Here is a 22,491-nt window from a genome sequence, read left to right as displayed (position 1 = left end):
TTTATCCCTCATTTCTTATTAAATTTTATCGTTTGTTAATTACTTCCCATTGTATTTTTCTATTTTACACCTTTTTTATTTTTTTGCAAATAAAGTAATGTTTTGTTAAATTATATACTTTTTTATCTACTTTTTATATTTTATTCTTTATTCTTGAATATTATAAATAGTTGTATGATAATTAAAGGAAACTCATCTTCATATGAAATCAGATGAGTACACTACTTTGTATAAGGAGTAAGATTTATGAAAAAAAATATTTCAAATAAAAAATTAACACTTATTTGCCCTGTTTGTGGTGAATCCATGCATGAATATGAATACGCTTATGATAATAAGGTTCATGGAAAGATTTATTTTAAGTGTGATTATTGTGGCCATAAAGAAAGTAAAATAATTTAATTCGACAATTTGTCCTCACATTTTTTTTGTTTATACATAAAGTGTATTGTAGATAATTTTTACGAAGGGATACACTATTATGTACTATCAAAGAATAGATAAATGTATAAACTGCAATGATTGCATAAACAATACATCTGATGTTGCTTGTAACATTGCTTGTGCTGATACCAAAAAAAACTGCTATGAATCATTTAAAGTTTTTTCTCCTATGACTTATGCTAAAGCATGCATTGTTCTACAACCCTATCAAAACTTATTTGATTTAAACTCAGCTTTTGATGCTGGAACAATATTTAAGGATCTTTATAGTCCTTATTGTGCAATTAAGTATTCTAAGGAGGAAGGACATGAATAAACATGAATGTTTAAACGCAATTAGAAAGCTACAATTTTTTGCATTAGATTTAAATCTATATTTAGATAACTTTCCTAATTGTAAAAATGCAACTGATGATTATAAAGTAATTTCCTCTAAGCTAAGAAAATTAATTTGGGATTATGAACAAGATTATGGTCCTTTAACTAACTTTGGCTCCTCTTATATTCAAAACCCTGATGCATGGATTGACAGTCCTTGGCCTTGGGAAAAAGAAAGTAATAAGGAGGAGTAAGTTTATGTGGTACTATGTAAAAACATTAGAATATCCTGTTAATTTAAAATGTTCTGATTTAAATATGGCAAAACTTTTAATAACTCAATATGGTGGTCCTGATGGAGAATTAGGAGCTGCACTTAGATATTTGAACCAAAGATATACAATGCCAACAAACAAATCAAAAGGTCTATTAACTGACATAGGAACAGAAGAAATGGCCCATGTAGAAATACTTGGAACCATGGTATATCAACTAATGAGCAATGCATCAATAGATGAAATTAAAGCTGCTGGTTTAGCAGGTCACTATGCTGACCACGGTAAAGCTCTTTTTTATACTGATGCTACCGGTAACCCTTGGACTGCAACTTATATTCAAGCCAAAGGTGATGTAATTGCTGATTTACATGAAGATATGGCTGCTGAACAAAAAGCTAGAGCAACTTATGAATGGCTATTAAACTTAACAGATGATGCTGAAATTAAAAAGATTTTAGGATTCTTAAGAGAAAGAGAAGTAGTCCATTATCAAAGATTTGGTGAAGCATTAAGAAACGTACAAGATAACGTTAAACCTAGTAATTTGAATTGTAAATAATAAAATAAAGCAGAGTTTTTTTTGAATTATCATTAATCAAAATAACTCTGCTTTTATTATATATTAATTTAATATTTCTTTTATAGCATGTACAACTCCACTTTCATCATTACTTTTTGCTCTAAATCTTGCTACCTTTTTTAAATCATCATGAGCATTTTCCATTGCATAACTATGATAAGCACTACTCATCATTTCTAAATCATTTAAGTAATCACCAAATACCATTGTTTCTTCATGCTTTATATTTAATAAGTCTTGAACTTCTTCTATTGCAACCCCCTTATTAATACCTTTTGCAGTTATATCAAGCCATATTTCCCCTGATACTGCAATTTGAGCTTTATCCCTAAAATCATCATAATACTTATTACTATTATTTTCTGAACCTGCAAAATCACAAATAGTAACCTTTAATATATCATCTTCAATTTTAGTTAAATCTGATACTATTTCATATCTTTCATAATATTTTTCTGTTTGCTCAATTAATCTTTTATCATCACTTTCAATATAAGCTGATTTTTTACCACAAAGTATTACATATGAATCTTTTATATTTCTCCCTACTTTGATTAGTTCTCTTGCAAGATTTAAATCTAATGCATTAACTACAAGTTCTTTTCCTTTATAAACCACAAATGTACCATTTTCAGCTATAAACATCATTTTATCTTCAATACCTTCAAATCTTTTTAAAAGATTATAGTATTGTCTTCCACTTGCAGCTGCAAATATTATTCCCTTTTCTTCTAATTTATTAAAAACTTCATAAAATCCATCTTGTATTTCATTTTTAGAATTTAACAATGTTCCATCCATATCTGTTGCTATTAATTTAATCATAACTACTCTCCCCATATTACTTATTTAATATATTACTTTTACATCATATTTGTCTAATTCTACTTTTACTGTATCATCTGGAGCTTTATCTGTAATTATATAATCTACATCTTCTAATGTTCCAAATTTGTGAGCTCCATCTTTATAAAATTTTTCATCATCCATAACAATATAATTTTTCTTACTATTTTTTAATATTTCCTTTTTAACAATTGATTCATCAAAATTAAAGTTACTTAAAAAGTTCTCTTCAATATTAACTCCACCAGCACCTACAAAAGCTTTATCTATATTAAAATGTTTTATTTGCTCCACAGTATAAGCTCCTACTGTTCCCCCTAACCTTTTATTAAACGTTCCTCCAACTGAAATAACTTCAATATTAGGTGAATAATTAAACTCCATTAAGATTCTATTCATATTTGTTATTACTGTTATATTTTTAGTTGTATTTCTTATCATTGATGCAATTGTTAAATTAGTACTTGATATATCTAAGAATATTACATCCTCTTCCTCTAAAATATCACAAACTACTTTAGCTATATGTTCTTTCCCTTCAATATTAACAAATACCCTTGATGTAGTATTTTCATTGTAAGCCCTACCTCTTTCTAGTATTGCTCCACCATAAGTTCTCTTTATTTTCCCTTCCTTTTCAAGCCTTTGTAAATCCTTACGTATCATACTTTCTGATACATTAAATTTTTCACTTAAATCTTTTACTAATACCTTTTTTTTATCTTGAATTATTTCTAATATTTTCTCTAACCTTTCTTCCATAAACATATATAAATACCCTCATTTCTTTATATATAATTTTAAATATCATTTATTTTTGTTTATTATCATTTATTCTCATTTATATGATATACCTTTTAATTTAAAATTTCAAGAATTTATTTCTCTCTTTACTTTTCCTCAATATTCCAATAAAATAATACATAGATATACGATGTATCGAATTCCAATGTATGGTGGTGAGAGTATGAAAATTAACAAAGAACTATTAAAAGGAAGTACAACAGTATTGATCTTAAGTATCCTTAATCGTAAAGATATGTACGGTTATGAAATGATTAAAGAAATAGATTTACGTTCTAAAGGTATTTTTTCATTTAAAGAAGGAACTCTTTATCCAATACTTCATAATTTAGAAAATGCAAATTATATTGAATCTTATTGGGATGATTCTAATAGTGGAAGAAAAAGAAAGTATTATAAAATAACTGATAACGGCAAAAAACTTCTTCTAGAAAAAGAATCTGAGTGGAAATTATTTAGTGAAACTGTAAATAGTGTTTTATGGGAGGGAAGTTTATGTCTAAAATAGAAAATAGTAAAATTATTAATTATATCAATGAAGTATGTAGTTTAGTAAAAAACAAAAAAGTTCATGCTGAAATTAGAGCAGAATTATTATGTCATATAAATGATACTATTGAAGATTATTTAGAAATAGGTATTCCTGAAGATAAAGCAATAGATAAGGCTTTAATACAAATGGGTAATGCTGAAATTATTGGCCATGACTTAAATAAAGCTCATAAATCAAATTCTGATTGGCTTCTTTTAATAATTACAACAGGATTAATATTCTTTGGATTTTTAACTACAGCTTTTATTCAATCAAATACTTCTAATGATGCTTATTATATAAATTATTTTAGTAAACTATTGGTCTTTTTAGGGATGTCAATTGTATTATCATTATGTATTTTAAAAGTAGACTATAGAAAACTCAAAAAATACTCTCTTACCTTTTATATATGTAGTATTGTTTTACTTTTGATTACATTAGCTTTTTCTATGCCTGTATATGGTATGAAACGTTACTTAATTATAGGTGCTTTTTCTCTTGACACTTTAGCAGTTACCCCTATTTTATTAATAATTTCTCTTGCTGGAATATTTGATAATTACAATTGGAATAATAAAAAATCATTATTTGAAGGTCTTACTTTATCATTCATTCCAGCAATACTATTTATATATTTACAATCATTATCTACAATAATAATATACTTAATTGCAGTTTTTACAATTATGCATTTATCAGGTTTTAAATTAAAATATTTAATTATTATTTCTGCTTCATTGGTTTCTATATTCTTGTTATGTATCTTTAAAACAGCCTATAGAATTGAAAGATTTTTTATATTTTTAAATCCTGCAAAAGATATAGATGGCCAAGGTTGGATTTATAATCAATTAAACACATTAAGAAATTCTGCTGAATTATTAGGTAATAATTCTAATATTAATATTTCTATCCTTCCTGATGCTAATATGGAGTTTGCACTTACATCAATAATATTTTCTTTTGGATGGATTGTTGGAATACTTGTTATAGCATTAGTTTTATCTTTTATTATAAGAATTGGGCTTATTTCTAGTAATACTAAAAATACCTATGGAAAATTATTAGTAAGTGGACTTTGCTCATTATTTGCAGTTCAATTTATATTAAATATTTTAGCTAATTTTTCTCTTTCTCCTATATTAGGAATAAACATGCCATTTATAAGCTATGGTGGAAGTCAATTAATTATAAATGTACTTGCTATTTCTATAATTAATAATGTTTACAAATTTAGAAATGTTTCTTCAACATTTACAAATTAACTTTAGATAAACTAAAACTTTATGATAAAAAGGGGACAACACTATGATAGGTATTTCATTTATCTTTTCAGTTATTTTATTTACTCTAATTTGGGTAATATTTAGAATTAAATTTTATATAAAAAACAAGCCTATAAATAAAATTAGAGAAGTATTTATAAACTTATTTTTCATTTATTTTTTAATATTAGTTAATTTAACAATGTTTAAATATGGAGAACTAATGCTAGATTTTGATACTAGGTTTTATATCAATTACATTCCATTTATAGAAACAATAAGAATGTTTAATAATGACTTTGCAGATATACACATAGCACTTTACAATGTCATAGGTAATATATTATTATTTATACCACTAGGATTTGGAATACCACTACTTTTCAATAAAAAGAATAAATTAAGTAAAATTATATTATATGGATTTACAGCTTCTTTAACTATAGAAGTTCTTCAACTTTTTACGCCTTATAATTTCACTGATATAGATGATATTATTTTTAATACATTGGGAACTATTTTAGGATTTATAATATTTAATATGGTTTATATATTATTTAAAAATACTAAAATTGGAGATTTTATTAAAAGTCTAAATAGCCACTTTGATGGTAATTTAATCCTAAAAACTATTAACCCCATAGCAACAATGATTTTACTCTTTGCACTTTTATCTTTTGGATTATTATATAATGAAACTATTGCTGATAATTCTTCAGATGATAAATTAGCAATTGAAGTCCTTGGAAATACTAGAGTTGAAGATTATAGAATATCAAGAGATTTTGAAAACTATAAATTTTTCCTATCTGATGATAATGAATTTATAGAGTTAAGAAATATTAAACGCATTTTAAATAATAGATGGTATTATGGAAAATTTAATACTAGCTTTGAAATTAAAAATGGTGATTATTCTATTATGACATTAAATGAAGATAAACTTATTTCAGGAGTTGTATTTGGAAAAAATAAAGATGCTCATATTATTGAGATCAATTTTAAGGGTGTAAAATATCTAGAAAATTTAATAGAAAACTCTTATTTTATAGTACCATTTCCTAACTTTGAAAAAGCAGATAATCTTACTGATTTCTATAACTTTTTTAGTGGTGAAGAATGTACCGACTTAGAAATTAAGTTTTATAATAAAGATGGAAATGAATGCTCAAACATGAAATTTGCTTAAGATAAAGATGATATATTTCCAACAGTTGATTTTTATCTATTGAATATAGTAGACCATTTATTATAAATTTAAAATGATTATATTGGCCGTTTGAATATCTTTAAATACATTTGTACTTTATCTGATAATATCATTAAGTAAAAAAGAGGAAGAAATAATTTTTATACAAATCAAAAAATTATCTCCTCCTCTTTTTTTAATACTAAGCTTCTTTAAGCTTATCTGTTTTTTCCTTAAGCTTGTTTGCCTCTTTTTCATCAACTTTTGAATTATAAAAAATTCCTAACACAACTATTATTGCACCTAAAAGTTTTTGCCATGAAAAGTCTCCCATGACAATTGCATCAATAACAATTGCACATAACATTTGTCCAGAAAACATTAATAATGTACTATACACAACAGGAATTTTTGGTATTACTATATTAGAAGTATAAACAACTATTACCCCCATAATTCCGCCAAAGAAAATATATAATGGCATTTTACTCATATCTAGAATAGATGGTGCTGAGGTACTACCCATACCTATTAAAATAAAAACTCCTCCAATAAGTCCACCTATATAATGAATTATTGTACTTTGAATTAATCCAATCTTCTTTCCAAGTGTAGAACTCACTATCATTGATAGTGTAGTTAATACCCCACCAAATACAGCTAATAAAATCATCAACATACTACTTTTCCTCCCTTATGCCACTGTCATAATAACTAGTCCAACTAAAACTATAAAAAAACCTACAAGTTTTTTAGGATTAAATTCATATTTAGTTAAACCAAATAATCCAAAATGGTCTACTAAGGATGAAAATACTAATTGTCCAAATACCGCAAGTGCTGTAGTTAAAGCAACACCTATACCTCCTATTGTAATTATGTTAACTAATGTAAGCATAACTCCAAAAATTCCACCTAAAAATAAATAAAATGGTATAGCTTCCTTTATTACTATTTTTTCTTTCTTAATTGCAGCAACTATAAGTATTGCAATTAAACCAACTGCATGAATAATTACTACAGAATATGTACTTCCAACATAACCTTCTAATCCACTATTAAAAGAAATCATGACAGAAATAAGTGCTCCAATGACTAACGCTAAAATATTATACATTTAAAATCCTCCAGTTAAATTTCTAGAAACATCTTATCAAATAGATATAAAAACAAAATAGGACATTTGTCCTATTTTGTTTTTAATAGTATACTCTTTTATATAAATTTAATAAATAATATGTATTATTTTGTCTATGCTTAAAGGAGAATCTATGAAAAAAATAACTAACAATGAGCTACTTATTTATTATGTTAATAAATACTCTTTATACTCCTACTTAAATAAAAATTTACTAAACTCTTTAGAAATACATACATTTAATAAAAATGAATTTCTTTGTTTACTAAATGACAAATTATCTTATATGTATTTTTTAGTAAAAGGAAAGTATAAAGTAACTACTTTGCTTTCAAGTGGCAAATCGTTACTCATATGCTTTAACACTCCTCTTTCTGTTATAGGTGATATTGAACTTATTGAAAATCCTTATGCTGACTGTAATGTTCAAGCTTTAGAACCGTGTATTTGCTTAGCGTTACCTATAAATATGATAAAAGAATACGGTTATAATGATCCAATATTTTTAAGATTTATAATCTCTTCCCTACAAAAAAAACTTAGGCAAAATTCAAGTTATATGAGCATTAACATGCTTTCTAAAATTGAAAATCGCTTTGCAAGCTATTTAGTTTCATCTATATACTCGAATAATTCTGGTGAAATATTAGTTGATATAGATGGTATTAATAATTTAGCTGAACTTTTAGGCTCCAGTTATCGCCATTTAAATAGAGTTATTAGAAATTTTTCTGACTTAAAAATCATAGAAAAAAATAAAAATATAATTAAAATTTTAAATTTAGAAAAGTTAACAATGTTAGCTCAAGATATTTATAAATATTAACTAAAAAGTTTTAAATATTAATTTGATAAGGCTAGTTAATCCTAAACCTAAGGAAATCCAGTTTTCCTATTACACCTTTAAATTTATTTGTATAAAAAGTAATGCTTTGTTAAAATATCTAAGTATTAAATTTCGGAGGCAAAAAACATGATGCAAAAATTATTAAGTAAAACTCGTCAAGCTATAAATGATTTTAATATGATAGAAGAAAATGATAAAATTGCAGTAGGATTATCTGGAGGGAAAGATAGTGTAACACTTCTTCATATCTTAAAAAATTATCAAAAATTTTCTCCAGTAAAATTTGAGCTTATTGCAATAACATTAAATCCTGGTGGAGTTGATAATGGACCTCTTCATGAATTATGTAAGAATTTAGAAGTTCCATTTTACGAAGTTCAAACAGATATTGCAAAAATAGTATTCGATATAAGAAATGAAAAGAACCCTTGCTCTTTATGTGCAAAACTAAGACGTGGTGCATTAAATGGTACTGCACAAGATCTTGGTTGTACTAAAGTTGCCTTAGGCCATCACAAAGATGATGCTGTTGAAACATTTGCAATGACAATGTTCTATGAAGGGCGAATTAACTGTTTTTCTCCAAAATCATATATGGAAAAATTTGATGTTACTATTATTAGACCAATGGTATATATAGATGAATATATGATTAAACGTGCTGTTAAAACTTATAATTATCCTATTATAAAAAATCCATGTCCTGCTGATGGACATACAAAAAGACAGGATATGAAAGAATTAATTAAAGATTTAAATAATACATTTCCTAATTTTAAAGAAAAATTATTTTCTGCACTTAACAATTCAGAACAACTTTTTATATGGGATAAAAATGAAATAGCTAAAATCAATTCTAAAGAATAAAGTTTTTACTTTTACATAAACTATCTTCGATTACTTATAGATTAAGGAGCGATTATATGTCAAGTTATACTGGTGTCGTAAAATGGTTTAATTCTGAAAAAGGTTATGGATTTATATCTGCTAATAATGGAAATGATATATTTGTTCATCATTCTCAATTAAAAGAAAATGGCCCTGATAGTGGATTACACGAAGGAGAAAACGTGTCATTTTCAATTGCAGATGGTGAAAAAGGACCTATGGCTATAAATGTTCATAAATTATAAAAAAATGGTAGAGATTTTATAAATCTCTACCATTTTTAATTATAAATAAACTTTTTCTTCTAATCCTGCTGATGTTAATGCAATTGTTAAATTTCCATTCTTACAACGTAATTCATCTATTAAATTCTTTTGGCTTACACCTTCTTTTAAATGAATTTTATAAGATATTTCGAATAATGCACCAAAATCTTTTGTTTTTACACTTTCAGTAGCCCAGTTAGTTGAATAACTATCTAAAATTTTATCAAAAACACCTTCATAGTTTAAATCTTCTGGTACTAATATTTTTAATCTCATATTTTTAGTCTTTGGAACTGCAAATTTTATTTTATCTAAAACAATCATAATTATGCATAAGATAACTGTTACTATAACACCATATCCTATATAACCCATACCACATGCAAGACCTACAGCTAAAGTAAAGAATATATAAGATATATCCTTAGGATCTCCAGGGGCACTTCTAAAACGAATTATTGAAAATGCACCTGCTAAACTAAATGCTCTTGCTACGTTATTACCTACTAAAAGAATTATTATTGAAATTATAACTGGTAACATTATTAATGTTATTGTAAATCCTGGGGTATACCCCTCTTTCTTATGAGTGTACATATAAGCTAAACTTATTAATAACCCTAATATTATTGATGATCCTATAACTAATAATGCATTTGCTAATGTAAATGATTCTCCCGTCGTTGATGATATTATCGTTTCTAACATATTTTTACTCTCCTCATTTCATTTTCTTTATTTTTATTTAAACAATACCTCATATACTCATTTCCATACTTTGAAAACTTTGTACTATATATAGATAAATCAGAAAAGATTTCTACTAACCATAAAGGAATTGCTCCTAATATTTTTACTTCCATTAAATATTGATTTGGTTCTAAAAGTTCATCACCAAAATTTCCTGCTTCTAATAACAAGTTATCTCTTCTTGTAATTATTTTAGAATCAAATGTTAATCTAAAGTCTTTATCAGTCTTACAAAAGAACGCTTTTCTACTATAACTTATATAAACTTTAGGTTTAACCTTATTATTTTCTAAATAATTTTCTATTTCATTTAATACTTGATTACTCATATAATCATCTTTTTCAGGTCTAATTCCTTTATTTAAGAAATCCTGAACTTCTCCTAGTGTTAAAACTACCCTTCTTTTATTTACTACACCATTTATTTTTTTCTTTATTTCTAAAAATACTTTATCCTCTTTACTAACTGGCGTTTTATAACTTCTTAATCTAAGCTTTTCTTTATAATAGGGTTTATTTATTGAATGTCTAATGACTTGATTATCAAAAGTATCATAATAAATATTATAAATACTATAGTTATTACCATTTTTACAATGCTCATCTGCATCCATATATTCACTTATTCTTTTTATAAGTTCATCATATTGACTTTGATTTAACAGATATTTTTTTTCGTATCTCTTAAATGATTTTATTGCCATAAAAGTACCTCCCAAAACGTATTATTTAAAATCCTTAATGTAATTATAAAATCCTAACCTTAAAAAAATCTTAAAATATTTTTATGTTTAAACTATTTTTTACAATTCTACTCTTGAATTTTACATTTTCCTTTATTTATATATAGGAAATAAATTTTTTAAGTAAAAATAAATAATTTCTATAAATAATTTTTTTGTGAAAGTTTAATAAGGAAAATTTAAATTTTTAAAGGCAACTCCTCCTCACTTAAGATTAATTTAAGGTTTTATTGTTAATATAATTTTGTAAGTATGATATTAAATTAAAAGTTAAGTAAATTTCTTGTGAATAGAAAATTGTTACTTAAGAAATTTTGGAGGAAATTATGAAGAAAAAGTTTATTATATTATTAACTGTTGTTACCTTATGTGCTAGTACAATAGCTTGCTCAAAAACATCAAATACAAATAACACTAATACTACTGCTCAAGAAACTACAAATACAGTTATAAATTCTGATTTAAAATTGGATGATGATATTGGCGAAGTTACTTGTAATATTAATTTAGATAGCTCAATTACTGTAAGCGGGACTGGTGCTACAGTATCTGATAATAAAGTAACTATTACATCCAGCGGAGTTTATGAAATAAGTGGTACATCTTCTAATTGCCAAATAATTGTTAATAGTGAATCTGAAGAAAATGTTTATTTAGTTCTTAACAATGTAAACTTAACTTATGAAAATAGTGCACCTATATATGTTCAAGCAGCTAAAAATGCAATATTAGTTTTGCCTGATGGTACAACTAATACTATAACTGATGGTGATTCATATACATTTGAAGATTCTACTACTGATGAACCAAATGCAACAATATTTAGTAAAGATGATTTAACTATTAGGGGAAATGGTACTTTAACAGTTAATGCTAATTATAATAATGGTATTACAAGTAAAGATGATTTAAAAATCACTGGCGGAAATATCACTATTACTTCTGCTGATGATGGGCTTATGGGTAAAGATTCTATTACTATAAAAGGTGGAAATATTACTATTAATGCTTCTGGTGATGGTTTAAAATCTACCAATAGTGAAGAAACTGAGAAAGGTTATATTGATATTCAAGGTGGTACACTAAATATCACTTCAACTAATGATGGAATACAAGCTGAGAGCAATGTAAATATATCTGATGGAACTATAAATATAACTACTGGTGGTGGTAGTGCAAATAGTAGTTCTAAAAATAATAATGATCAAAATCCATGGGGACAATGGGGAAATAGCTCTAGTAGTAGTTCAAGTACTAGTACTGATACTAGTAGCGCAAAAGCAATTAAAGCTGTTAATACAATAACTATAGATGGAGGTACTTTTACAATTGATTCTTCTGATGATTCAATTCACTCTAACAATAGCATTGTAATTAATGGTGGTACTATTGATATTTCTTCTGGTGATGATGGAATTCACTCTGACACAACTTTAGATATTAATGGTGGAGATATAAATATAAGTAAATCTTATGAAGGAATAGAAAGTACAACTATAAATATTAATGGTGGTAACATTCATTTAGTTGCTAGTGATGATGGCATAAATGCATCTGGTGGAAATGATTCATCTTCAACAAGCGGAAGACCTGGCCAAAATAACTTTTCTTCTGGAAATGGTCAAATAAACTTTAATGGTGGATATGTTTATATAGATGCGTCTGGTGATGGTATTGATGCTAATGGTTCAATCGAATTAAATGATGGTACAGTCATAGTAAATGGGCCACAAGATAATGGAAATGGTGCCTTAGATTATGATTCAACATTTAATATAAATGGTGGACTTCTAATTGCAGCCGGAAGTTCTGGAATGGCACAAAATCCAAGTACTTCTTCCACACAAAATTCAATTAATGTATATGTTAATGGAACAGCAAATAGCTTATTAACTATTAAAGCTGAATCTGGAGAAGAGATAATTTCATTTGCACCATCAAAGTCATATCAATCAGTTATTATTTCATCACCTGAATTAGAAACAGGTAAAACTTATAGTGCTTACTATGGAGGTACATCTACTGGTACATCTACTGATGGGTTATACACTGATGGTACTACTAGCGGCGGTACTGAAATTACTTCATTTACTCTTTCTAGTACTGTAAGTAATGTATCTCAAAGTGGTGTAACAACTGGTGGCAGTAATTCTGCTATGCCTGGTGCAGGAGGAAATATGACTAAACCTAATAGTGGAAGACGTTAATCTAATCTTTTTCCTATATAAGATAAAAAGGTGAAGCATTTAAATTTGCTTCACCTTTTAAAATTTCTATCTCCTAAAATTAATTTTATTACTTAGGATAAATTCTATTTTCACTCTAAATCATTACCATTTGAGTCCTTAATCTTATTAATATAGATTAAAATACATTCTATAAATCCCCATATTTCTGTAATAATCCAAGTAATTCCACCTGTAAAGTATCCTAGAATCCATAATGACAATTGTACTATTCCTATTTTTACATATCCTAAATAAAATCTATGAATTCCCATTCCACCTAAGAATAGTGCTAAAAATACTGCTATTAATTTACTTTTTGCATTTTCTCTTGCCACATATCTATTATCATTTAAGTTAGCTCCACAAAATTCACAACGCTCCAAATCATGCTTCTTTATTATCGAACCGCACTTGTAACAATAATTATCCCCTAATCCTTTTTCGGTACCACAATTTGTACACTTAGAACTTTCATTACTTATGAGTTGTCCACATTCTCTACAATACACAAGTTTCCTCCTATAAATTATTGTTATTAAAATATATAATAATTCATAGGATAAATATTCTTATTAATATATTAAAATTTTCATTTAAATACTGTTCTACCTTTTACTCAATACCACACATATAATTTTATTAATAAAACTTCTAATAATCACCATAATACTCTTCTAAAGTAATATTTTTCTCATATAACTCTGTAGCTAAATCAACCCCTAAATATCTAAGATGCCATGGTTCATAATTATATCCTGTTATATCCTCTTTCCCTTGTAAATATCTAATTATAAATCCATACTTATGAGCATTTTCCTTAACCCATTTTCCTTCTTTCGTATTACCAAAATCAACTGATAATGTACCGTTATATTTAGCTAATGTTATATCCATAGCTAATCCTAACTGATGCTCACTAGCACCTGCTGGAGCTGAATATCCACTATAAGGATTATATATACTCTTTTGATAACTATAAGATCTATATCCCGATACAGCATATAAATAATAGTTTTCATCTTCAGCGGCTTTAAATAATTCCTCTAATGCACTTGCTGCTTCTTTTCTCATATATAATCTATTGCTACTGTTAACCGCTCTTACATCTGGTAGCACTAAATCTGTAGGTTTATAATCAGATGACAATGTACTTTTTCTATTTACACAAACAGTTAAACTGCTTGGATCAAAAATTCCCTGTGCTACAACTTTATCTGTAGGCTCGACTATTATCTCCTCACTTGTTATCACTCTGCTAATCTCATTACCATCTTCATATGTTATTGTATAGATGATTTTTTTCTCTCCTTCTACCCCCTCTGAAATAATCCTAGTTTCCCCAACTTTAGTTTTATAGTCATCAACAACTATTTCATTAAAAGCTATTTTCTCAATTACCTCATTCTCTTTTGTTTCAACTCTATTAATTACTATTACTTGATTATTTTTAATTTTATCATCAATATCATAATTTAATTTATCATTAACATCTAATTCAATATTAGCTTCTTCTATTGCTTGTCCAACATTATCTTCCTTTGTTTTGCTTTCTATGACCTTACCATCTACTTGTATAATTATTTTCTTAGGTCTGCTTCCTATCAACAAACCTGTTCCAGCACTTACCAAAACAACTATTATAATACTACTTATTATTTTTTTCTTCATTTTCATCTCCACTAAGTAACGTATATTTTTATTAACCTTCTTCTTGATTATAATATATTTTTCGAGTTTTTATAATATATTGCAAAAAAATAGAGCCATATTCTATATAATATAGCCCCATTTCCCTAAATAATACTATTTTGCTATCTTGCTTATTTCCTTATCTAAAACATCCATTCCATATTCAGCTTGTTCTATTGTCATAACTAATGGTGGTAAAAATCTAATAACATTTCCTAATAACCCTGCATTTATTAATATAATTCCCTCTTCAAAACAACTATTTATTATTTCCTTAACCATTTCTGGTGCTGGTTCCTTTGTCTCTCTATCTTTCACAAACTCTAATCCTATCATTGAACCAAGTCCTCTGACTTCGCCAATCACTTGATATTTTTCTTTCATTTCATTTAATCTTCCCATTATATATTCCCCAAGCTTAAATGATTTTTCACATAAATTTTCTTTCTCTATTTTTTCTATAACCTTTAATGCTGCCACACAAGCAAGCGGACTACCTCCATATGTGCCTCCAATACCACCAACACAAGCTGAATCCATTATTTCTTTTCTACCAACAACTGCACTTAATGGAACCCCTGCTGCTATTGATTTAGACATAGTAACTATATCCGGTGTAATTCCATAATGCTCATAGGCAAACATTTTACCAGTCCTTGCAAATCCAGCTTGTACTTCATCAACAATAAATACTATTCCATTATCATTACATATTTTTTGTAATCCTTGCATATACTTTTCAGATGGTACTACAAATCCACCTTCACCTTGAAGAGGCTCAACTATCAAACATGCAATTTGCTCAGCTGCAATAGTAGTTTTAAGCATTGTTCTTAGCTTTTCTAAACACTCTTCTGCATAATCATCTTCTGATACACCTTTAGGTGCTCTATAGGTATATGGGTAATCAAACTTATACGTATCCGGTGCATATGGACCAAATCCATTTTTATATGGTTTATATTTACTTGTTATAGACATTGTCATAAGAGTTCTTCCATGAAATGAACCATTTGCTGATAATATTCCATGTCTCTTTGTATAAGCTTTTGCAACCTTTATTGCATTTTCTAACGCCTCAGCTCCACTATTAGCAAGCATTACTTTTTTCTCATAATCACCTGTTACTATTTCAGTTAACTTCTTAGATAATTCTACATAAGGTGAATAAGTTGCCACATGAAAGCAAGGATGTATATATTTTTCTACTTGCGCTTTTACAGCTGCTATAATTTCATCATCACAATGACCTACATTTTGCACACCTATACCTGCTGCAAAGTCTAATAAAACATTACCATCAACATCTTTTACTAAAGCTCCCTTAGCTTCTTCTATTGCAATGGTTGTTGCCATTGACACACCATTTGCTACATATTTTTTTCTACCTTCAATTATTTCTAATGATTTCGGCCCTGGTATAGCTGTTACTAATTTTACATTTTTCTCATTAATCATAATTACACCTCAAAACTTTTATTTTTTTATATTAATTATTTTTTACTTATTTACCTTTAATTTTTAACTTATATTCTATCAATAATCTCTTCTTCCATTACTTCTTCCTTAAAGAATTTCTCTTCTAGCTGCTTTTCATATTTATTTGCAACCTTTGCCCAAACAAAGAATACTGATCCAAGAACTGTCCAAGCTATTAAAATTCCCCATTCATATGGCCATACTAATGCTGCAGGAGACCCTGGTAAATACATTATTGCTAAAACAACACACATTATTACTGCAATAGTTCCTACAAGCTTTCCATGTTTAACTTTATATGGCCTACTCATTTCTGGCTCTTTTTTCCTTAATACTAAAAATGAAATTGAAACAATTAAGTAAGCAACTACTATTGTTAATCCACCCGCATCTGATAACCATACAAGCATTTTTCTTCCTAAAAATGGTGCCAATGATGAAATTACGCCAACTAAAATAACTGCATTACATGGTGTTTTATATTTGGGATGAAGCCTTGCTAAAAAACTTGGAAGCATTCCAGATTCAGCCATAGAATAAATTGCTCTACTTCCTCCAACATAAAATGAATTCCAACTAGTCAAAATACCTGCAATTCCACCTATAATTAAGACTTTTGATGCTATTGGGCTATTGAAAAATACATTTGCCATTGCATCTGCTGTTACTAACTCTGAAGTTTCTATTTGAGTTGAGGACATTGCTAAAGAAACCCCACCTATTATTGCCACATACCAAACAACAGCCATAACTACTGATAATATAAGTATTTGTCCAATCTTTTTAAAAGGAATATTCATTTCTTCAGCAGCTTGTGGTATAACATCAAATCCAACATACATAAATGGTGTCATTACAGCTACAGCTATAATTCCATTAACTCCATCTTTAAATAATGGTTGTACATTTGATACCTCTCCATTAAATAGTGATCCTGTTATAAGTGATAATCCTATAATTGCTATAACTATTGTTAATATTCCTTGAAACCTAGCTGCTGTTTTAACTCCAAAATAATTTACTGCAGCAATTAAAATTGAACTTATTACTCCAACAAGAAGCCAAGTCAAATATATATCAAATCCTGCTACTGAATACAAATGAACCTTCATATAACTTGGAAATAAATACTGCATTACTGTTGGGAAAGCAACAGCTTCAAATGCTACAACTGATATATATCCAAGTACTATCGCCCAAGTACAAATAAATGATGCATTTCTTCCAAGTGCTCTATAACTAAATACATGCTCACCACCACACTTTGGCATTGCTGCTGTTAATTCAGCATAGGTTAATCCAACAAATAAAACCATCAATCCACCAAGTGTAAAAGCTATCATTGCTCCAACCGTTCCAGCTTTTAATATCCACTCTCCAGATAAAACAACCCACCCCCATCCAATCATTGCACCAAATGCTAATACAAAAACATCCTTCTTATTTAATACTCTTTCAAACTTATCTTCTTTTGGCATATATTAAATCTCCCCCTTAATAAAAATAGTGCCTTTCACTCAAACATTATCCTAAATATCTTTAGAATTGCATTGTGAAAGACACCCTTGTCTTTTTATATTTCTTAAATTTATTATTTACTAAGCAAAAAGCGCCTATAGATTTCATTAATCTATAAACGCCTTTGTTTATTTGCTAATTAATTTATACTTTTATTATAGTTAATATAGTGTATTATTGCTATGTCTAAACTATCTAATATTTTTGTCCATAAACACCAAACTTATTTATTAATCACTTATGAATATAGCTTTATAATTTTGCCAATTTCTATTGCCATTTTCAATTTATTGCAATCATTAAAATTTCTTAAATCACACTCTAATAATTCTTCAACTTTTTTTATTCTGTACTTTAACGTATTTCTATGAAGAAATAACTTTTCTGCTGTACTAGTTACATTACAATCCTCATTAAAATATGTTTCTAATATTTTAATGTTATTAACCTCTTTAATTTTCTTATCATTTTCTAATATTGGTCCTAAAGTTCCATAATAAAAATTTTCTAAAACTGCCTTGTCTTCTATATTAAATAATAACTTATAAACTCCAATTTCATCATACTTTTTAATTTTACTATCATATCCATTACATTTTAAATACTTAATTGATAACTCAGCTTCCTTTAAAGAACTTTTCATCATGTTTAAATTTTCATAACTACTTCCAATTCCTATACTTACTGAAATATTATCCATCTCTTTTCTTAATGTTTCTTGTATTTCTATTAATATCTTTTCTATCCTATTCATATAATTTTTATCATCTTTTAAAAATAGTATAAGCGCATCATCTTTGTCTATAATAGGTACTTTAAATCCATGTTTCTTTAAAACATAATCTACTATTCTCTTAAATATTACTTTAACTTTAATTACTCCAGCTTCATCAAATATATTTCTTTCCTCTAAATACAATTGAAATTTATCTATATCAATTACACATATTGCACATTTCCCATCTAAATCATATCCAAAATACGTCATCTTCTTTCTAGCATCACCTGTGACGTCTCCATCACTAAATAACATATTACTTAGAAAATTGGTTAATGATCCTTCTTCTACAGTTGATAAAATAATCTTATTTGTAATTTCTTTTGATATATCTATAAGCTTTACATTCCATGGTATAGTCATTACAGGTATTTTTAAATCATTTGCCACATCAATAGCTTCTTTTGGGATGTTATCTATATATGGCCCTATATTAACTAATAATCCTGATGCATTTTTTTCGGAAATACCTTCTACAATTCTTGCTATATATGATAAATTTCCTTTCATTTTAGAACCAGTTATAAAAACTAATTCACCGCCTTGAAGCCATTGTATTCCCTCTAAAAGATCTTCAAAGCATTCTGCAACATATACCCATTCAACTTGTTTTTCTATTCCCTCATCTCCTGCTACTATTTTCATACTAGTAAGAGAATCTAATTTAAAAATATCTTTTATTGTAATAGCCATAACTCCATTCCCCTTTCTAAAAAGTGCACAGCACTCTTTTTTAGTTAAGAAATAACTCCAAACTCTTAACTATTCAACCTGTATTATAGTGAATTCTAGCTTTTCTGGGCAATCGGGGCATTGAAATGTTAATTCATCAAATCCCATTTGCTCAGCTGTTACTCTCTTTCTTGCTGCATAAATAAAGGGATAAAATGCATTAATTGCTGTTAAACATACATTAGTGGATTTCTCTTTATCTAGTAATGCTCCATCAATATAGATTTCATCTCCTGTCTTATATAAATCACATTTAGAACTTTTCACTACTAGTTTAATTTTATATTCTTTAAAATCACTCATTTTTATATCTCCTCTTTACTATTGACAATCTATTTATATTAATTTTCCAATCTATATTGATTCATTATATATTTCACTTACTTCTTCTTTAGTAAATATTTTTGAGTGATTTTCCATACTAGGTTTAGATACTTTAAAGCAATTTTCAGTCATCCAACTTATATCTTCTTTTCTAATTCCTAAATCACCTAATTTAACTTTTAAATCTATTTTATCTAAAAAGTTTTCAATAGCTTGTCTACAGTCTTCTGCTGAACTTCCACCTAATATCTTAGAAATCTCCCCATACTTATATACATCACTTCTCCATGATTTTTCTGTTATTATAGGAGTTAATGCTGCTAACCCCTTTCCATGTACAATATCTCTAAGTCCACTAGCGGGATGTTCCATTCCATGTGCTGCAGTTACACCTGCAACTCCAATAACCATTCCACCCAAAGTACTTCCCAAAGTAACAGCTTCCCAAGCATCAAAATCGTTATAATCCACATAAACTTTTGGTAAATTTTCTGCTATTAACTTCATTGCATATAAAGCTTGTATCTCAACTAAAGGATTCGTAATTTTAGAAAGATACGCCTCCATATTATGAGCTAAAGCATCAAATCCAACACTTGCAAGTACTGACTTTGGCATTGTTGTCATAAGCTCAGGATCTATAATAGAAGCCTTTGCAATTATTAAATTATCTCTTAAAGATTTTTTATCTTTTGTATCAACATTAGTTATTACTGAAAAAGCATTTCCTTCACTACCTGTTCCACAAGTAGTAGGTACTAACAATATCGGAAGGGAATTCTCACCTTTTTTAATACCATAAATATAATCTTCAATATTTCCTGGATTTTTAGCACAAAATGCTATACTTTTAGCAGCATCCATTATGCTACCCCCTCCTAAGCCTAAAACAACATTACAATTAGTTTCATGTATTGCTGATACTCCTTCATATATGGTTGTACTTAAAGGATTTTGAGTAACTTTATCAAAAATTTCATATTCAATATTTTCACCATTTAAAACGTCTATAACCTTATAAAGTAATCCACTTTTTTTAGTACTATTTCTACCTGTCACTATAAGTACTTTATTACCATACTTTTTTACTTCTTTTCCTATTTCACTGCTTCTTCCTCTTCCAAACATTAAATTTACAGGCAAATTATAATTAAAATTCATCTTCCCATCCCCTTATATTTATTAAAAATATTAAACTTCTATAAAACAAAAAAAGATGCCTTTATTATGAAATAAAGACATCTTTGTCTAACTTAAATTATATCAATATATAATATTTTATTATATAACTATCTAGAACAATCTTTTTGTCCACGCTGACAAAAAAATTATTTGATTTTTTCTCCACAATATGGACAATATTCAAAATCTTTTTCTAATTCCCTATTACATTTTTGACATCGTTTTTTTAAATAATTATTATTTATATTATTATCTTTTAAATCCCAATATGAAATTTCTATATCTTCCCCTCTTTCAATAGCCTTTCCTTTTTCTTTTGGAATACTAAAAGAAGAGTTACATCCATTACAAATCACATAATACTCTTCATTCCATTTAAATATTGGTATAAAGAAAAAATGAAAGAAAGTATAATATTTTACTAGACTTGCTCCATTAGAAATATTGCAATTTTTACAGCTGAAACTATTTAATACTTTAATCTCCTTAAACTTATTATCTATGCCAAATATGCCTATAAAAAACATAAAATACCCCTTCTTTAATTTTCTACTCCTAACAATTATTAATTGAATTTTATTACTATACTTTTCTTTACATTATAACCTAATTTTAATTTATATTAAATACAAATATTAATTATTATATACTAATATTTGTATTGCAATTTATTTTGTTTTATAATTACTAAATAAGAACTTATTGAAAGGAGCTACTTTATGCCTAGTTTAATTTTAGAAGGTGGAACTCTTAGACCAATTTTTAGTGCTGGAGTTATGGATGCATTACTTGACAATAATATTACATTTCCTTATTGCATAGGTGTATCTGCTGGAATAACTAACGGAATCTCTTATATCTCTCAACAAAGAGGACGTAACCTTGAAGTAGTTACTAAATATAGAAATGATAAACGTTATTTAGGTTATAGGAATTTCTTGAAATGTAAAAGTTTATTTGGACTTGATTTTGTTTTTGATGAAATACCAAATAAATTAATTCCTTTTGATATGGATACATATAAGAAATATCCAGGTAAGGTTTTAGTGGGAGTTACTAATGCTAAAACAGGTAAAACTGAATACTTAGATGGTAAAAATTTAGATGATAAAGCTACTATGTTAAGAGCAACATGCGCTTTACCTATATTTTTCCCAGTAATTAAGCTTAATGGTAATGAATATTATGATGGAGGAATTTGTGATCCAATTCCGATAAAAAAGGCAATCGAAGATGGTAATGATAAACATTTAATAATTTTAACTCAACCTAAAGGTTATAAAAAAGAATTAAGCAAAAAGAATGTTCTTGTAGCAAAATTGCTTAATAATAAATATCCAAACTTAAAAGATGCTTTATTAAACCGTCATGATAGTTATAATGAAACAGTAAGATTTTGTGAAGAGCTTGAAAAACAAGGAAAGGCACTTATTTTAAGACCTGAATTCTCATTAGAAAGCTTTGAAAAAGATGTTGATAAACTTAAGGCTAACTATAATCATGGTTATGACTTAGCTACTAAAAGAATTAATGACATAAAAAAATTATTTACTTAAAAATAAGGCTATGCTTTATAAAAAATAAAGTATAGCCGAGGATATCTAAAAATTTGTGTAAAATATAAATATAATAAAATGTATAACTGGAAATTTTATTTCCAGTTATATTTT

Annotated in this window: 26 protein-coding genes; 12 read left to right on the top strand and 14 right to left on the bottom strand. The window is 27.4% G+C overall.

Annotation, left to right across the window (positions count from 1 at the left end):
• The first annotated feature begins 246 nt into the window (after positions 1 to 246).
• The 4 genes from HCG70_RS12775 to HCG70_RS12760 all read left to right on the top strand — a co-directional run bounded on the left by HCG70_RS12775 (position 247) and on the right by HCG70_RS12760 (position 1,599).
• Positions 247 to 402, top strand: coding sequence for a hypothetical protein (locus HCG70_RS12775; protein WP_172676182.1), 156 nt, complete (start codon positions 247 to 249; stop codon positions 400 to 402).
• 79 nt (positions 403 to 481) lie between these two features.
• Complete coding sequence (locus HCG70_RS12770) at positions 482 to 760, top strand: spore coat associated protein CotJA (RefSeq protein WP_042395037.1); 279 nt, start codon at positions 482 to 484, stop codon at positions 758 to 760.
• On the top strand, positions 753 to 1,016 hold the full coding sequence (locus HCG70_RS12765; RefSeq protein WP_042395039.1) for a spore coat protein CotJB: 264 nt from the start codon (positions 753 to 755) through the stop codon (positions 1,014 to 1,016). The genes HCG70_RS12770 and HCG70_RS12765 overlap by 8 nt, the downstream gene beginning before the upstream one ends.
• Before the next feature lie 4 nt (positions 1,017 to 1,020).
• Entirely contained in the window at positions 1,021 to 1,599 is a 579-nt protein-coding gene (locus tag HCG70_RS12760; protein ID WP_042395041.1) for a manganese catalase family protein, read from the top strand.
• Positions 1,600 to 1,662: 63 nt separating this feature from the next.
• On the opposite strand, the gene HCG70_RS12755 is transcribed toward HCG70_RS12760, so the two are convergent.
• Both HCG70_RS12755 and HCG70_RS12750 read right to left on the bottom strand, forming a co-directional pair.
• Entirely contained in the window at positions 1,663 to 2,445 is a 783-nt protein-coding gene (locus tag HCG70_RS12755) for an HAD family hydrolase (protein ID WP_042395044.1), read from the bottom strand.
• A gap of 24 nt (positions 2,446 to 2,469) precedes the next feature.
• Positions 2,470 to 3,234, bottom strand: coding sequence for a DeoR/GlpR family DNA-binding transcription regulator (locus HCG70_RS12750; protein ID WP_221697849.1), 765 nt, complete (start codon positions 3,232 to 3,234; stop codon positions 2,470 to 2,472).
• A 199-nt stretch (positions 3,235 to 3,433) separates the two neighbouring features.
• Here HCG70_RS12750 and HCG70_RS12745 point away from each other — a divergent pair, with 199 nt between their 5' ends.
• The 3 genes from HCG70_RS12745 to HCG70_RS12735 are packed head-to-tail and all read left to right on the top strand — an operon-like array spanning position 3,434 to position 6,259.
• Positions 3,434 to 3,778, top strand: coding sequence for a PadR family transcriptional regulator (locus tag HCG70_RS12745; protein WP_042395048.1), 345 nt, complete (start codon positions 3,434 to 3,436; stop codon positions 3,776 to 3,778).
• Positions 3,766 to 5,070, top strand: a complete 1,305-nt coding sequence (locus tag HCG70_RS12740; RefSeq protein WP_221697848.1) for an FtsW/RodA/SpoVE family cell cycle protein — start codon at positions 3,766 to 3,768, stop codon at positions 5,068 to 5,070. The genes HCG70_RS12745 and HCG70_RS12740 overlap by 13 nt, the downstream gene beginning before the upstream one ends.
• 43 nt (positions 5,071 to 5,113) lie before the next feature.
• Positions 5,114 to 6,259 (top strand): VanZ family protein, encoded by a 1,146-nt coding sequence (locus tag HCG70_RS12735; protein ID WP_042395054.1) that lies wholly within the window; start codon positions 5,114 to 5,116, stop codon positions 6,257 to 6,259.
• A 202-nt stretch (positions 6,260 to 6,461) separates the two neighbouring features.
• On the opposite strand, the gene HCG70_RS12730 is transcribed toward HCG70_RS12735, so the two are convergent.
• Both HCG70_RS12730 and HCG70_RS12725 read right to left on the bottom strand, forming a co-directional pair.
• Positions 6,462 to 6,938, bottom strand: coding sequence for a DMT family transporter (locus tag HCG70_RS12730; protein ID WP_042395055.1), 477 nt, complete (start codon positions 6,936 to 6,938; stop codon positions 6,462 to 6,464).
• Between the two features lie 15 nt (positions 6,939 to 6,953).
• Positions 6,954 to 7,376, bottom strand: coding sequence for a DMT family transporter (locus tag HCG70_RS12725; RefSeq protein WP_042395061.1), 423 nt, complete (start codon positions 7,374 to 7,376; stop codon positions 6,954 to 6,956).
• Positions 7,377 to 7,530: 154 nt separating this feature from the next.
• On the opposite strand from HCG70_RS12725, the gene HCG70_RS12720 reads away from it, so the two are divergent.
• The 3 genes from HCG70_RS12720 (at position 7,531) to HCG70_RS12710 (ending at position 9,377) form a co-directional block, all read left to right on the top strand.
• On the top strand, positions 7,531 to 8,223 hold the full coding sequence (locus HCG70_RS12720) for a Crp/Fnr family transcriptional regulator (protein WP_042395063.1): 693 nt from the start codon (positions 7,531 to 7,533) through the stop codon (positions 8,221 to 8,223).
• A gap of 150 nt (positions 8,224 to 8,373) precedes the next feature.
• Positions 8,374 to 9,111 (top strand): ATP-binding protein, encoded by a 738-nt coding sequence (locus HCG70_RS12715; RefSeq protein WP_042395217.1) that lies wholly within the window; start codon positions 8,374 to 8,376, stop codon positions 9,109 to 9,111.
• A 56-nt stretch (positions 9,112 to 9,167) separates the two neighbouring features.
• A complete protein-coding gene (locus tag HCG70_RS12710) occupies positions 9,168 to 9,377 on the top strand; it encodes a cold-shock protein (RefSeq protein WP_042395066.1) in 210 nt (69 codons plus the stop codon).
• A 39-nt stretch (positions 9,378 to 9,416) separates the two neighbouring features.
• Here the strand turns inward: HCG70_RS12710 and HCG70_RS12705 are convergent, their stop codons facing one another.
• Positions 9,417 to 10,106, bottom strand: coding sequence for a DUF4956 domain-containing protein (locus HCG70_RS12705; protein WP_042395069.1), 690 nt, complete (start codon positions 10,104 to 10,106; stop codon positions 9,417 to 9,419).
• A complete protein-coding gene (locus HCG70_RS12700; RefSeq protein WP_042395071.1) occupies positions 10,100 to 10,852 on the bottom strand; it encodes a polyphosphate polymerase domain-containing protein in 753 nt (250 codons plus the stop codon). The genes HCG70_RS12705 and HCG70_RS12700 overlap by 7 nt, the downstream gene beginning before the upstream one ends.
• A 365-nt stretch (positions 10,853 to 11,217) precedes the next feature.
• On the opposite strand from HCG70_RS12700, the gene HCG70_RS12695 reads away from it, so the two are divergent.
• Positions 11,218 to 13,098 carry a carbohydrate-binding domain-containing protein gene (locus HCG70_RS12695; RefSeq protein WP_154820565.1) on the top strand — a complete coding sequence of 627 codons (1,881 nt, stop codon included), beginning with the start codon at positions 11,218 to 11,220 and terminating at the stop codon, positions 13,096 to 13,098.
• A gap of 110 nt (positions 13,099 to 13,208) precedes the next feature.
• Here HCG70_RS12695 and HCG70_RS12690 read toward each other — a convergent pair whose 3' ends face one another.
• The 8 genes from HCG70_RS12690 to HCG70_RS12655 form a co-directional block, all read right to left on the bottom strand.
• A complete protein-coding gene (locus HCG70_RS12690; RefSeq protein ID WP_042395077.1) occupies positions 13,209 to 13,628 on the bottom strand; it encodes a TM2 domain-containing protein in 420 nt (139 codons plus the stop codon).
• 142 nt (positions 13,629 to 13,770) lie between these two features.
• Positions 13,771 to 14,787 (bottom strand): D-alanyl-D-alanine carboxypeptidase family protein, encoded by a 1,017-nt coding sequence (locus tag HCG70_RS12685; protein ID WP_052330588.1) that lies wholly within the window; start codon positions 14,785 to 14,787, stop codon positions 13,771 to 13,773.
• Positions 14,788 to 14,922: 135 nt separating this feature from the next.
• Positions 14,923 to 16,266 carry a 4-aminobutyrate--2-oxoglutarate transaminase gene (gabT, locus tag HCG70_RS12680; protein ID WP_221697847.1) on the bottom strand — a complete coding sequence of 448 codons (1,344 nt, stop codon included), beginning with the start codon at positions 16,264 to 16,266 and terminating at the stop codon, positions 14,923 to 14,925.
• A 68-nt stretch (positions 16,267 to 16,334) separates the two neighbouring features.
• On the bottom strand, positions 16,335 to 17,765 hold the full coding sequence (locus HCG70_RS12675) for an APC family permease (RefSeq protein ID WP_221697846.1): 1,431 nt from the start codon (positions 17,763 to 17,765) through the stop codon (positions 16,335 to 16,337).
• 278 nt (positions 17,766 to 18,043) lie between these two features.
• On the bottom strand, positions 18,044 to 19,276 hold the full coding sequence (locus HCG70_RS12670; protein WP_221697845.1) for a PucR family transcriptional regulator ligand-binding domain-containing protein: 1,233 nt from the start codon (positions 19,274 to 19,276) through the stop codon (positions 18,044 to 18,046).
• 69 nt (positions 19,277 to 19,345) lie between these two features.
• Positions 19,346 to 19,618 (bottom strand): TIGR04076 family protein, encoded by a 273-nt coding sequence (locus tag HCG70_RS12665; RefSeq protein ID WP_221697844.1) that lies wholly within the window; start codon positions 19,616 to 19,618, stop codon positions 19,346 to 19,348.
• A 51-nt stretch (positions 19,619 to 19,669) separates the two neighbouring features.
• Positions 19,670 to 20,800, bottom strand: coding sequence for an iron-containing alcohol dehydrogenase (locus tag HCG70_RS12660; RefSeq protein ID WP_195951099.1), 1,131 nt, complete (start codon positions 20,798 to 20,800; stop codon positions 19,670 to 19,672).
• A gap of 167 nt (positions 20,801 to 20,967) precedes the next feature.
• Positions 20,968 to 21,348, bottom strand: coding sequence for a zinc-ribbon domain-containing protein (locus HCG70_RS12655; protein WP_221697843.1), 381 nt, complete (start codon positions 21,346 to 21,348; stop codon positions 20,968 to 20,970).
• 192 nt (positions 21,349 to 21,540) lie between these two features.
• Between HCG70_RS12655 and HCG70_RS12650 the strand changes: the two genes are divergently transcribed.
• A complete protein-coding gene (locus HCG70_RS12650; protein WP_042395099.1) occupies positions 21,541 to 22,377 on the top strand; it encodes a patatin family protein in 837 nt (278 codons plus the stop codon).
• Positions 22,378 to 22,491: the final 114 nt, after the last annotated feature.

The organism is Clostridium sp. K04 (assembly GCF_019734375.1).
In the GTDB taxonomy this organism is placed as follows: domain Bacteria; phylum Bacillota; class Clostridia; order Clostridiales; family Clostridiaceae; genus Clostridium; species Clostridium saudiense.
This window is presented reverse-complemented; position numbering and strand designations above follow the sequence as displayed.

Coding starts and splice junctions, on each gene's coding strand:
- HCG70_RS12775 (WP_172676182.1), top strand. CDS start 247: ATGAAAAAAAATATTTCAAATAAAAAATTAACACTTATTTGCCCTGTT.
- HCG70_RS12770 (WP_042395037.1), top strand. CDS start 482: ATGTACTATCAAAGAATAGATAAATGTATAAACTGCAATGATTGCATA.
- HCG70_RS12765 (WP_042395039.1), top strand. CDS start 753: ATGAATAAACATGAATGTTTAAACGCAATTAGAAAGCTACAATTTTTT.
- HCG70_RS12760 (WP_042395041.1), top strand. CDS start 1,021: ATGTGGTACTATGTAAAAACATTAGAATATCCTGTTAATTTAAAATGT.
- HCG70_RS12755 (WP_042395044.1), bottom strand. CDS start 2,445: ATGATTAAATTAATAGCAACAGATATGGATGGAACATTGTTAAATTCT.
- HCG70_RS12750 (WP_221697849.1), bottom strand. CDS start 3,234: ATGTTTATGGAAGAAAGGTTAGAGAAAATATTAGAAATAATTCAAGAT.
- HCG70_RS12745 (WP_042395048.1), top strand. CDS start 3,434: ATGAAAATTAACAAAGAACTATTAAAAGGAAGTACAACAGTATTGATC.
- HCG70_RS12740 (WP_221697848.1), top strand. CDS start 3,766: ATGTCTAAAATAGAAAATAGTAAAATTATTAATTATATCAATGAAGTA.
- HCG70_RS12735 (WP_042395054.1), top strand. CDS start 5,114: ATGATAGGTATTTCATTTATCTTTTCAGTTATTTTATTTACTCTAATT.
- HCG70_RS12730 (WP_042395055.1), bottom strand. CDS start 6,938: ATGTTGATGATTTTATTAGCTGTATTTGGTGGGGTATTAACTACACTA.
- HCG70_RS12725 (WP_042395061.1), bottom strand. CDS start 7,376: ATGTATAATATTTTAGCGTTAGTCATTGGAGCACTTATTTCTGTCATG.
- HCG70_RS12720 (WP_042395063.1), top strand. CDS start 7,531: ATGAAAAAAATAACTAACAATGAGCTACTTATTTATTATGTTAATAAA.
- HCG70_RS12715 (WP_042395217.1), top strand. CDS start 8,374: ATGCAAAAATTATTAAGTAAAACTCGTCAAGCTATAAATGATTTTAAT.
- HCG70_RS12710 (WP_042395066.1), top strand. CDS start 9,168: ATGTCAAGTTATACTGGTGTCGTAAAATGGTTTAATTCTGAAAAAGGT.
- HCG70_RS12705 (WP_042395069.1), bottom strand. CDS start 10,106: ATGTTAGAAACGATAATATCATCAACGACGGGAGAATCATTTACATTA.
- HCG70_RS12700 (WP_042395071.1), bottom strand. CDS start 10,852: ATGGCAATAAAATCATTTAAGAGATACGAAAAAAAATATCTGTTAAAT.
- HCG70_RS12695 (WP_154820565.1), top strand. CDS start 11,218: ATGAAGAAAAAGTTTATTATATTATTAACTGTTGTTACCTTATGTGCT.
- HCG70_RS12685 (WP_052330588.1), bottom strand. CDS start 14,787: ATGAAGAAAAAAATAATAAGTAGTATTATAATAGTTGTTTTGGTAAGT.
- gabT (WP_221697847.1), bottom strand. CDS start 16,266: ATGATTAATGAGAAAAATGTAAAATTAGTAACAGCTATACCAGGGCCG.
- HCG70_RS12675 (WP_221697846.1), bottom strand. CDS start 17,765: ATGCCAAAAGAAGATAAGTTTGAAAGAGTATTAAATAAGAAGGATGTT.
- HCG70_RS12670 (WP_221697845.1), bottom strand. CDS start 19,276: ATGGCTATTACAATAAAAGATATTTTTAAATTAGATTCTCTTACTAGT.
- HCG70_RS12665 (WP_221697844.1), bottom strand. CDS start 19,618: ATGAGTGATTTTAAAGAATATAAAATTAAACTAGTAGTGAAAAGTTCT.
- HCG70_RS12660 (WP_195951099.1), bottom strand. CDS start 20,800: ATGAATTTTAATTATAATTTGCCTGTAAATTTAATGTTTGGAAGAGGA.
- HCG70_RS12655 (WP_221697843.1), bottom strand. CDS start 21,348: ATGTTTTTTATAGGCATATTTGGCATAGATAATAAGTTTAAGGAGATT.
- HCG70_RS12650 (WP_042395099.1), top strand. CDS start 21,541: ATGCCTAGTTTAATTTTAGAAGGTGGAACTCTTAGACCAATTTTTAGT.